The following is a 12,008-nucleotide window of genomic DNA, read 5'->3' on the forward strand; positions in this document are numbered from 1 at the left end:
TTTTATATATAGCTTTTGAATTCTAAATGATTTATTATAGAGATATCAAATACGGAGAGGTTGTGTATCATCAATGTTAGATCAAAAAACTATCGATGTTATCAAATCCACAGTACCAGTACTAGAAGAACACGGAACAGCTATTACTACGGCTTTCTATAAAAACATGTTTGTGGCTCATCCCGAATTACTAGATATATTCAACCATGCTAACCAATCTCAAGGTCGTCAACAGACAGCCCTTGCAAACACAGTATACGCGGCAGCGCAACATATTGATAACCTAGAAGCGATTCTACCGGTGGTTGTCCAAATCGCGCACAAGCACGTATCTCTTGGAATCTTGCCAGAACATTATCCAATTGTCGGAGAGTATTTGTTAAAAGCAATCAAAGAAGTACTTGGCGATGCAGCAACGCCTGAAATTATAGATGCATGGGAAGCCGCTTATGGCGTAATCGCTGGCGCTTTCATCGGTGTAGAAAAAGATATGTATGAGAATACAGAAAAAGCTGATGGTGGATGGCACTTATTTAAAGACTTCGAAATTGTCGACAAAGTAGAAGAAAGTGATGTCATTACTTCATTTTACTTAAAACCTGTTGACGGTAAAAAATTGCCATACTACTTACCAGGACAATACATTACGATCCGCATGGAAATCCCAGGCGCGAAAAATATTGTTAATCGTCAGTACAGCTTGTCTCAAAAATCAAACGACGAAACTTTCCGTATCTCGGTTAAACGTGAAGATACATTATCACCAAAAGGTGTAGTATCATGCTACTTGCATGAACATGCAAGTGTAGGCGACATCGTCGAAGTGAGCGCACCAGCAGGCGACTTCTATCTAGATCCTACTGGCACAGCACCTGTCACATTAATCAGCGGTGGAGTTGGTATTACACCAATGAAAGCTATGTATTCAACTATCGCAGATTTGTCTCCTGAACGTGAAGTGGCATTCTTGCACTCTGCACGTACACGCAGCCAACAAGCATTTGCGAATAAACTAGAGCAATTAAATGCTAAACTACCAAACTCTACGTACAAAGCGCTTTATTCAGAAGAGGGAGACGGCATGTTCACACGTAAGTTCTTAGAAGAAAACGTGATTGCAGGCAGTGATGTCTATGTATGTGGACCAACTGGCTTCATGGAGTTCGTTCTTCAACAGCTTCACGCCATGGGTATTCCGGAAGAGAAAATTCACTTCGAGTTCTTCGGACCAGCTGTAGCCCTTCAATTACAATCTGTTTAAGCACAAACAACCCCCGCGAATTTTCCCGCGGGGGTATATTTATATTTTATTCGGCATACGGATCGAAGCCCTAAGGAGTGCCACAACTAAAAACAAACCTAAATAGCCGACAATCGGATACAGTGTATTAACCAAATTTGTGAATCCTAGAAAACTTAATGCATAGCCAATTACTAATGAAAACGCTACGAATATCTTAAACTTTATCGTACCACTTTGGATGAATCGAGCACCAAACGCGTAGAACATACTGACTGCTGTATTAAAGATCATGCCGTATAAAATAACCGCCATGAAGATTGCAAAGATTGGAGAAATATTATTGATGATGGCAAGCATCGGTAGATCTGTTCCCGCCACATTTTCCACTTGCGAAAAAAGCGCCAAATGACTTAACAGAATTAAAATACCTAATCCAAGACCACCTACGAACCCACCTCGCGCCGCAATTTTTTCATCTTTTTCCGCCCCTCCCATGACAATAGTCATCGAAGCACCTACCGCAATATTAAATGACACATAATTAATTGCTGATATGAACCAATTAGGCAATGTTGTTGGCACCGCTTTTGCAACAGGATCAAGAACTGCGAAAGTTGTATCCATCGTGACAATACTATAAACAGAGACGACAACTACTGTCATAATTAAAAACGGTGTCACACTGCCGATTACAGCAACCACTTTATCTACGTTTAATAATATCGTCAAGAACACCAACACAATCATCAGTAAACTACCTACAAATGTCGGCAAGCCAAATTGCTGATGTAAGTTGGCACCCGCACCCGCTAGCATAACTACACCTACACCAAATAGTGTAAAGATGATAATACCATCCACTATTATGCCTAGAAAGCGTCCACTGATTTTGTAAATCACATCTTTATGTGAAGTTGTTCGCAATCGACTTCCAAGACGCGTTAATGTCATGCCTAAGTAAGCGAAGAGCGCCGTACAAATTACTGCACTAATCATGCCTAAGTAGCCGAAACTCGTAAAATACGTCATGATTTCATTACCGGATACAAATCCTGCCCCTACGATAATTCCAATAAACGCACTACCCATATTTAGTATCTTCTTCATAATTTCCCCTATTCTTCTCTATAACCAAGTACATGCGAGACGTTCATTAATTTATTTTCTATATTTTGAGACGAACGGGTTGTCTTTTTCATAGAAACGCCAAGGATAATGCACAGCTTCACCCGTGTTGCCAATCCCTACCCGTGGACCCACTTCTATTTCAGCCTGAGGAAAGCCTTCAGCTATGTAGAGAGGCTTCTGTGTCCAATGATGACCGTAATATGACATCGTCACCCCAAGAGCCTTAGAAAGCTTTCCGGGTCCGTTTGTAAGATCGGTTTCTTTTTTAATGTGTATGCCACGGCGTTGTTGCATATGACTTACTCCTTCTATTGGTTCACCCGCCCGCAGTAACACAGCATGCGGTGTACCTTCTTTTGCACAAACGACATTCATTAGTGTGTGGGTATGCATTTGATATGTATAGACAGATCCAGGCTTACCAAACATGATTTCTGTTCGCTTCGTTCTACGATTACCATAACTATGTGCTGCGCGATCTTCTGCCCCGTGATACGCTTCAGTTTCCACTATTCTAACTACTGATAGTCCTTCGGGTTGCTCATGGACAATATATTGACCGACTAAATTACGGGCAAGCTCTAGTACAGGTACATTATAGAAAGATGAACTAAGTGGTTCATACATACTACCTTCTCCCTTCAGTTTTCATGCCAATCCCTGTCCTTCTGCGAATACACGATAGAGATCATGTGTCTTCAATAACTCCGTGTGATTTCCTCTACCAGTGATCTGACCATTTTCTAAGAACAGTAATTGATCTGCGTGCAATACGGTTGCCAATCGATGTGCAATAATTAGCGTTGTTCTGCCTAGCATCAAACGGCGCAATGCTTCTTGTACATGCGTTTCCGAACCGCTATCCAAATTCGACGTAGCTTCATCCAGTAATAGAATCTCCGGGTTGTGCAATAAAGCACGCGCGATGGCAATACGTTGGCGCTGACCACCGGACAACTTCATGCCGCGCTCCCCAACCATGGTATCAAATTGATCCGGCATATCTTTTATGAATGTATACGCATTGGCAGCTCTTGCAGCTTCAATGACTTGTTCAAGAGGCGGTCTCTTTTTTAGACCGTACGCAATGTTATCTAAAATCGTTCCGCTTAATAATGGGCTTTCCTGTGAAACATAGCCTATACGTTGGCGCCAATCAGATAACGGGATCTTTTGGATAGAATCTCCTCCAAAACGTATTTCTCCCGAAGTTGGTTGATAAAATCTCTCCACCAACGAAAAGATTGTCGTCTTTCCTCCGCCGCTTGGTCCGACGAATGCCGTTACAGTTCCTCGCTCTGCAGTGAATGAAATTCCGTTCACTACATCTCTTCCCTCTTCATATGAAAAATGAACATTTGAAAATGCGATGGCACCTTCCATTTTCGATGAAAGTTGACCGCCAGCAGGTTCAGAATCCATTTGTAGAATTTCTTGAATTCTTTCTGTTGCCCCTACTGCCTTTTGGAACGAAGTGAAAAATCGAGCCATTTGCGCGACCGGTACAATGATCTGAAATAGCAAGAAAATAATTGCAACCAATGTTCCTGCCGATAACGCTCCCCTTGCCACTTGCGCTCCTCCATACCCAAGAATCACTACTAGGATACCCATCATTGTCAACATCATGATAGGTGAAATAACAGCTTGAATTTTTGCTTCTTTCAACCCATATCGAAATAGAGATTGAATAGCAACTTTACCTTTCTCTCCTTCAGTAGGTTCTGCGCGGTATGCTTTCACTAATCGGATATCGCCAAGCACACGGCCAAGATGTCCCGAAAACTTTGCCATTTCAGCCTGTGTGGCTTTTGCTACTTTGTGCATTAAGCGACCAAGCGGATACAAGATCGCCATACTAACCGGCACACTAATCAACATGATGATCGTCATTTTCCAATCGAGTACCAATAAAATAATAACTGCACCAATAATCGAAATTAGCCCTGAGATGAACGATACTAGATGCTCTGAGACAAGTGACTTTAATATGGTCGTATCTTGCGTAACACGACTCATCGTTTCTCCAGTTTCATTCCGATCAAAATACGGCACAGGTAAACGCAATACTTTTTGCCATAACTGATTGCGCAAGTCCGCAACTACCGTCTCACCAATAAATGCAAGCATATAATAGGAAAAGCCACCGGCAATTGCTTGTACCACAAATAAAACGAGCAGGAATATGCCCGTCTTCCAGTTCAATAGTTCACTTGTGAATGAGTCCACCAAATCTTTAGTGATTAATGGTACAGCAAGACCGGCAACCGTTTCAACAAAAGATAGCACCAGGGCAATGATGGTTACAGCTACCGGCCAACGCAATGTTTTGACTAAATTTATAAAGTTTTTAACGGATCCTTTAGGTTTTACTTGAGCATTCATACTGCTTCCTCATTTCTACCTTATTCAAACGGATACCGCAATTCCCCTTGGAGATATTCACCAATCCGCTGCCAATCAGCTTCTAGATCAGGTCTATGGGACGGGCGATAAAACACGGATGCTGGATGGAATGTCGGTATGATAGTGTACGATTCATCTGTTAGACTATATTGTTTATCTTCCAATTTCGCTAGATATTGCACAGGTTGCGTTAGGACTTGTCCATGAAGAGCCGTGACCTTCGCATGTTTACCTAGCATGCGCTGCAGACCAATATTGCCGAGTGTTACGATAAGCTTCGGTTGAAGGTTGGCTACTTCAAAATCGAGGACCTGTGCATGAGCCAATTGCTCTTTTTGTGTGGGTGGACGATTATACTTTCGTTCCGTCAAACTACCATCCCGTTCTTTCCTCGTTCCCCATTTGTACGGTCTACTGCGGAACGAACTTGTCATATAGACATCTTCACGTGTAAGGCCGATTGATGCAAGAGATTTCATTAATTCATCACCTGCTCGACCGATGAACGGAACACCATGTATCGCTTCGTGTTCCCCCGGTGCTTCACCAATCAGCAAAAGTGTTGGTGATTGCGGCCCTTCTCCGTGGACAAAGCCTTCTACTGGAAATCCTTCGCTACGTTCTAAAGCTATACGCGCAATTTCATCTGATACACGAAACATTGTATTCACTCCTTTCTGTAATTATAAAGGTTTTGCTACCGAATAAAAAATGTTAACCATCGAAAAAGCCGCTCCCATTTATATAAAATGGAAACGACTTGTTTTATACTATGTTAACTCTGTTTGTTTTGTTTCTGTTCCAAGGAAAATGACGGCTAGTACACCTACCATGATGGCTGCACAGAAAATACCAAAAATGACTCCGAAACCGTATCCAGCTGTTAACAGTGAACCAACGAGAAGCGGTCCAAAAATACCTCCTACACGCCCAACTGCAGCTGCAACTCCAGAGCCTGTCGCTCGAATAGCGGTAGGATATTGTTCCGGCGAATACGCATAGAGCGCTCCCCAAGCACCCAAGTTAAAGAAGGATAAAAACGCACCTGCGACCATCAATGTAGTCAATGTCTCCGCATTACCGAAAGCTAGGGCACTGAGCGCCGTTCCGAATAAATAGGTAGCGAGGACGAATTTCCGTCCCATGCGTTCAATTAGCCAAGCGGCACTGAAATAACCTGGTAACTGTGCTATGGTCATCAATAATACATAGCCAAAGCTTTTGATTAAACTGAAGCCTTTGATCACCATGACACTTGGTAGCCAAAGGAACATACCGTAATAGGAGAAGACCACCGCAAACCATACGATCCACAGCATAAGCGTCCGTTTTCTAAATGCCGGCGCCAGTAATTGTTTTAGTTTCTGTCCTGTTGTTTGTGATATTTTTCCTTGCTCTACAAACTTCTTAGAGTCAGGTAAATTACGTCGTAAGTAAATCGCATAAAATGCCGGTAGTGCCGTGATGATCAGTGCTACTCTCCAACCGAATTCCGGGATAATGAAATACGCTATTAAAGCTGCTAAGAGCCAGCCCGCCGCCCAGAAGCTTTCAAGTAACACCACTACACGTCCCCGCTCTTTTGCGGATACACTTTCCGAAACCAATGTAGAGGCAACAGGCAACTCCCCACCCAGCCCTGCTCCTACTAAGAAGCGTAAGGCTAAAAACGCCCATAACGTCGTCGTCAAAGCGGATAAGCCGCTCGCAACTGAAAATAAAACCAATGTCAGCATAAATACTTGCTTACGTCCAATTCGGTCCGCCAATAAACCGAAACCGAATGCACCTATCGCCATACCGATGGAGTTAATGCTACCAATCCAGCCCATCTCAGATGAAGTCAGATTCCAATCAACAGCCAGCGCAGCAATGACGAATGACAGAATTCCAACATCCATCGCATCGAACATCCAGCCAGTACCTGCAATTCCTAGTAATTTATTTCGTGAGATTTCTTTCTTTTTCACAGGGCTTCTACCTTTCTATTGTGCAATTTTTATATGTCTTTACAGGTGTCATTATAGCACTTTTTAATGGTATTTGACTAGTTTTGTTTAGTGGTGGTTTTTGGATATTGTTTGTTGTGTGTAGTTATTGAGCGGGGGACGGCTTTGAGCGGATAGCAAACGTGATAGAGCGCGACGACCACCACTTAGAGCGCTAGCGGACGTGGATAGATCGGATAGATCGACCGATTGAGCGGGTGAGGTAATACATAGAGCGCTCCGCAAAGTTTATTGAGCGCAATCCATAAATCAAAGCTAAAGAATAACCATGTAAATACAAAAATCCCAGAAGACAGAGTCCCCCGGGATTTCATTCGTAATTATAGGCCAGCTTCTACTTCTTTGATCATTTCTTTGATCGATTGAAGTCCGCCACCAGATAGGTACCAGTATTCACCGTTCAAATAAACCATTTTGTCGTTCTTGAATGCGTTTGTTTTCTTCACAAGATCGTTTTCAACAGAATCTTTCGCTGTTGCACCGTTACCGATTGCTGCGTCACGATCGATTACGAAGAGAATATCTGGGTTTGTTTCTAAAATGTATTCAAATGTAATATTTTGTCCATGTGTAGAAACTTCAATCTTTTCATCAGCAGGTTTAAAACCAAATACGTCATGAACCAGTCCGAAACGTGAGCTTGGGCCGTATGCACTTACTTTCCCTTCAGTTGCTAGGATGATCAATGCATTGCTGTCAATGCCTTCAGTTTTAGTTTTGATTTCTTCAATGCTTGCATCTACATCTGCTAATTCCGTGTTCATTTCATCTTCTTTATCGAAGATTGTAGCAATTTTGCCCATGTTCTCTTTGAAAGATTCCATGTAGTTAGATGTATCAACACCCATATAGATGGTTGGAGCAATTTCAGATAACTGATCATACAAGTCTGTTTGACGTCCAGAGATGAAGATTACGTCAGGCTTCATTGCATGGATTGCTTCAAAGTCAGGCTCTTTCAAACTTCCAAGATTCTCATATTTCTCATCTTCGTATTTAGAAAGGTAACCCGGTACGTTTGATTGTGGAAGACCAGCTACTTCAATTCCTAGTTCATCCAATGTATCTAATGTTCCAAAGTCAAAAACTACTACTTTTTCAGGATTCTTTTCAAGTGTTGTTTCACCAAGTTCGTGTGTAACTGTTATTTCTGTGCTTTCTTCAGCTGGCTTATCTTCAGTTTTTGCATTGTCTGCAGATTTTTCTTCGTCTTTCGCACTACCACACGCGGCAAGTGCAAGCATTAGGATTAATGCAAATAGGGAAAGGGTAAGTTTCTTCATTTTAGAATAATTCCTCACTTTTTATAATGGATTTTAAGAGTTAAAATATACACAAATACGGCAGTCCTTCATTTGTTGTATCGGAATTTCCATATCGTAAATTTCTCGTAATGATTCAGAGGTGATAATATCGTTCGTTACACCGTCTCTGACGACTTTTCCGTTCTTCAATGCCACGATGCGGTCTGAATAGACAGAAGCAAAGTTGATGTCATGTAAGACGATGACCACAGTTTTGCCAAGTTCATCAACGAGCTGACGCAAGATTTTCATGATTTGCACAGAGTGTTTCATGTCCAAGTTATTCAGTGGTTCATCGAGTAAAATATAATCGGTGTCTTGTGCAATCGTCATGGCAATAAAAGCTCGTTGACGCTGACCTCCGGATAATTCATCTAAATAAGCTTCTTGCATGTTTGTCAGGCCCATATATTTCAACGCCTGATCCACCATCTGCTCATCTTCTTCCTGAAGACGTCCCTTGCTGTGCGGGAAACGACCGAACGAAACAAGTTCGCGGATAGTAAGTTTGACATTCATGAAATTAGATTGCTTTAAAATCGCGACGCGCTTAGCGAAGTCATTGGATTTCATATCTTTCACTTTACCTTTGTCGAGCAATACTTCGCCCGTGTCAGCATCCATTAATCGACTTACCATCGATAGAAGAGTAGATTTACCAGCCCCGTTTGGTCCAATGAATGATGTGATTTTTCCACGGTGAATATTTACACTGACCTTCTCGACGACTGCTTTTTTTCCATAAAACTTCGTTAACTCACGAACTTGAATCATGAAGATCGACTCTCCTTTAATAATAAGTAGATAAAGTACATGCCACCGACAAAGTTAATGATCACGCTGAGTGTGGTCGAGAAAGTAAATAAACGTTCAACAATCCACTGTCCACCCACTAGTGCAATAACACTCATCAGTGCAGCACCGGCAATTAACACCGAATGCTTGAACGTGTTGAAGAATTGATAAGACAAATTGGCTACGATCAACCCGAAGAATGTAATTGGACCTACAAGTGCCGTGGACACTGCAATCAGTACTGCCGATAAAATCAACATGATCTTGACAACCGACTGGTAAGGCACACCTAGATTAATTGCTGTATCCCGTCCTAATGATAAAACATCGAGTTCATTGATATAGCGCCAACCGATAATAAGTGTAATAACTAATATTGCTAATGCCCACCAAACGAGATCTCCGTTGATATTGTTGAAACTCGCAAACATCTTATCTTGCACACGCAAGAATTCATTTGGATCAATCATCACTTGCAGGAATGTCGAAATACTTCCGAAGAATGTACCGACGATGATACCGACTAGTAACAAGAAATAGATCGGCCGGTTTCCTTTACCGAATAAAAAGTGATAGAGCAGCAAGGCAAACACTATCATCGCACCGACAGACAGCATGAAGTTAAACTGCTGGTTGATCAGTACAAATGAAGTCGATCCGAAAAAGAAAATTAGAACGGTTTGCAGCAGGATATAGAGCGAATCCAACCCCATGATACTTGGCGTTAAGATACGGTTATGCGTGATCGTCTGGAAAATCACGGTGGAGTATGCCACTGCCACACCTGTTAAGATCATCGCCACCACTTTGACCGCTCTTCTGGGAAGTGCATAGTCATAGCTGCCGTTCAAGTCTTGAAATAGATATAATCCGCAAAATACTAATGATAATGTTAATAAAATCAGTAGCTTTGTTGAGTTACGCATAGGCTTTCCCCCTAAACAACAAGAACAGGAAGATTGCGCTTCCGATGACACCGACCATTAAACTGATCGAGATTTCATATGGGAAGATGATAATCCTGCCTAGAATGTCACAGATAAGAAGGAATATCGCGCCTAGCAATGCAGTATGCGGCAACGTCTTTTGTAGATGGTCCCCTTTAAAGATCGAGACAATGTTCGGAATGATTAACCCTAGGAATGGAATTAATCCCACTGTCAATACAACCGTTGTCGTAATTAATGCGACTAGGATCAATCCGATATTGACGATACTCTTATAAGCGAGTCCTAGGTTTTTGGAAAAGTCTTCTCCCATACCTGCCACTGTAAATCGATTCGCATATAAATATGTAATGATCAACACAGGTATACTAATATACAAAAGTTCATAACGACCTTTCATGATCATGGAAAAGTCTCCTTGAAGCCAAGCAGACATATTCTGGATCACGTTTGCTTTAAATGCAAAAAATGTGGAGATGGAAGACAAGATATTCCCGAACATCAATCCAACAAGCGGAATGAAGATCGCATCTTTAAATTTAATACGGTCAAGAATTTGCATAAACAAGAAAGTGCCTAGTAAGGCGAATGTGAACGATACCGCCATTTTTTCTAATAATGTTGCGTTAGTAAATATCAACATAGACACTAGGATTCCCAGTTTAGTCGCATCCAACGTTCCTGCCGTGGTGGGAGATACGAATTTATTGCGGCTCAGTTGTTGCATAATCAAACCTGCAATACTCATACCCGCGCCTGCAAGTACTATCGCAACCAATCGAGGAACTCGACTAATCAAGAATATTTCTGTTGCTTCAGAGCGCCAGTCCAATAGGTCCGCTGGTGTGATTCGGCTTGCACCGACAAACAGCGAGAGAAATGATAAAAGTACAACTGCTGTAATTAAGTAACGTTTCTTCATGAAGAACTCCGATATCGAATATTTGAGCATTTCTCACTTAAATGAAAATGATTATCATTCGCTCAATAACAACATTACCGCGTTTAACATATGATGTCAATATCTAAATGAAAATCGTTATCAATACTTTTCGGTAATTTGATAGTACGAGATGTAAAAACTGTTATGTAACTATATAAAAACATTTAAAAATACCGTTTTCCATATGACACGGAAAACGGTACATCCTTTACTGCTGATTTATTCCTGAATCCATTTTTTGAGCATTATCAATTATTTCTTTCGGTATTTTGATTTCATCAATCTCATTAATCTTTGTCATCGTCCCTGTAACATTCTGTGTGACTTTAATTTTTTGACCTTGCTCGTCCATAGTCATGATCATATCCATGTCAAAGTCTTTTGTGAAGAAGGTCTTTTTATCAATGCTGAATTGTAGATTGATCTTTTCCACTTTCATATCCGTCTCTTCCAGCATCGCTTCATCTGTTCCTGCCGGCATATTCTTCCCCAGCATTTCTTTCATTAGTCCACTGAACTTTTCACCGGATCCTTCCAATGTCAGAACGTATTCATCATGGGTTTCTTCAAATATAAAATCCTTTGCATATTCTTTATACATAGAAAAGTCCACTGGTGATTCGGTCACTCCAGCCATTTGACCGGTGACTTCTTTATACATGTCATTCGGCAGTTTAACCCATCTGCCTGATTGTGGATCTTTCATGAAGAAGCCTTCTTCTGTCATATATTGTTCTATTGCCATTTCTTCACCGCCAACTTGCATATTCATCGTTTGACGCATAGCGAGTGGTTCAAGAATCATATCCATATCAATCGTTGAAGTAATTTCTTGCTTCTCATCCCCCATTTCTAACGTTTGCAAGATTTCCATATCAGAATGCATACTTTGTTGTGTTTCTGCTGCTGCATTCGCTTTTTTCATTACTTCACCGGCTGTCAGTTCGCTCTTTACGACGACTTCTTCTTTTTTCCCTGTAAGAGGATTTTCTTTAGGTACAGCAGTTTGACCGCAGGCACTTAATACAAATGCTAGGATTCCTGCTGCACAAATTATTGTCCATTTTTTCATACAGTCCATCACTCCTTATATTTTCCTTGCGAAGGTTTATGATTAATTAAGAAAAAACCTTCAGATCCACCTTTGTATAGTAAGCATGAAGAATAAAGTACTGTGAAAAAGAAGGATATAGTAAGTCTATTTTATTATTTCTATTCAAGATGTTTAGATTT

11 protein-coding genes are annotated in these 12,008 nt (G+C 41.2%); 1 reads left to right on the top strand and 10 read right to left on the bottom strand.

From position 1 onward, the window contains the following. The first annotated feature begins 73 nt into the window (after positions 1 to 73). Positions 74 to 1,261, top strand: coding sequence for an NO-inducible flavohemoprotein (hmpA, locus tag CSV63_RS04540; RefSeq protein WP_099694766.1), 1,188 nt, complete (start codon positions 74 to 76; stop codon positions 1,259 to 1,261). A gap of 39 nt (positions 1,262 to 1,300) precedes the next feature. Here the strand turns inward: hmpA and CSV63_RS04545 are convergent, their stop codons facing one another. The 10 genes from CSV63_RS04545 to CSV63_RS04590 form a co-directional block, all read right to left on the bottom strand. Beyond that, positions 1,301 to 2,350 carry a YkvI family membrane protein gene (locus CSV63_RS04545; protein WP_099694767.1) on the bottom strand — a complete coding sequence of 350 codons (1,050 nt, stop codon included), beginning with the start codon at positions 2,348 to 2,350 and terminating at the stop codon, positions 1,301 to 1,303. A 51-nt stretch (positions 2,351 to 2,401) separates the two neighbouring features. After that, a complete protein-coding gene (locus tag CSV63_RS04550; protein WP_099694768.1) occupies positions 2,402 to 2,998 on the bottom strand; it encodes a DNA-3-methyladenine glycosylase in 597 nt (198 codons plus the stop codon). A gap of 21 nt (positions 2,999 to 3,019) precedes the next feature. Then, a complete protein-coding gene (locus CSV63_RS04555; RefSeq protein WP_099694769.1) occupies positions 3,020 to 4,756 on the bottom strand; it encodes an ABC transporter ATP-binding protein in 1,737 nt (578 codons plus the stop codon). 20 nt (positions 4,757 to 4,776) lie between these two features. Next, entirely contained in the window at positions 4,777 to 5,439 is a 663-nt protein-coding gene (locus tag CSV63_RS04560; protein ID WP_099694770.1) for a uracil-DNA glycosylase, read from the bottom strand. 108 nt (positions 5,440 to 5,547) lie between these two features. After that, positions 5,548 to 6,690, bottom strand: a complete 1,143-nt coding sequence (locus CSV63_RS04565) for an MFS transporter (RefSeq protein ID WP_199203614.1) — start codon at positions 6,688 to 6,690, stop codon at positions 5,548 to 5,550. Positions 6,691 to 7,106: 416 nt separating this feature from the next. Beyond that, positions 7,107 to 8,069, bottom strand: coding sequence for a siderophore ABC transporter substrate-binding protein (locus CSV63_RS04570; RefSeq protein ID WP_099694772.1), 963 nt, complete (start codon positions 8,067 to 8,069; stop codon positions 7,107 to 7,109). Between the two features lie 33 nt (positions 8,070 to 8,102). Then, entirely contained in the window at positions 8,103 to 8,864 is a 762-nt protein-coding gene (locus tag CSV63_RS04575) for an iron ABC transporter ATP-binding protein (RefSeq protein ID WP_099694773.1), read from the bottom strand. Continuing rightward, positions 8,861 to 9,811: an iron chelate uptake ABC transporter family permease subunit gene (locus CSV63_RS04580; protein WP_099694774.1), complete on the bottom strand. Its 951-nt coding sequence runs from the start codon at positions 9,809 to 9,811 to the stop codon at positions 8,861 to 8,863. Before CSV63_RS04580 ends, CSV63_RS04575 begins: the two co-directional genes overlap by 4 nt. Next, on the bottom strand, positions 9,804 to 10,754 hold the full coding sequence (locus CSV63_RS04585; RefSeq protein WP_099694775.1) for an ABC transporter permease: 951 nt from the start codon (positions 10,752 to 10,754) through the stop codon (positions 9,804 to 9,806). Before CSV63_RS04585 ends, CSV63_RS04580 begins: the two co-directional genes overlap by 8 nt. Before the next feature lie 229 nt (positions 10,755 to 10,983). Then, complete coding sequence (locus CSV63_RS04590; RefSeq protein WP_099694776.1) at positions 10,984 to 11,847, bottom strand: DUF6612 family protein; 864 nt, start codon at positions 11,845 to 11,847, stop codon at positions 10,984 to 10,986. Positions 11,848 to 12,008: the final 161 nt, after the last annotated feature.

It is taken from the genome of Sporosarcina sp. P34, from assembly GCF_002743375.1.
Classification (GTDB): Bacteria; Bacillota; Bacilli; order Bacillales_A; family Planococcaceae; genus Sporosarcina.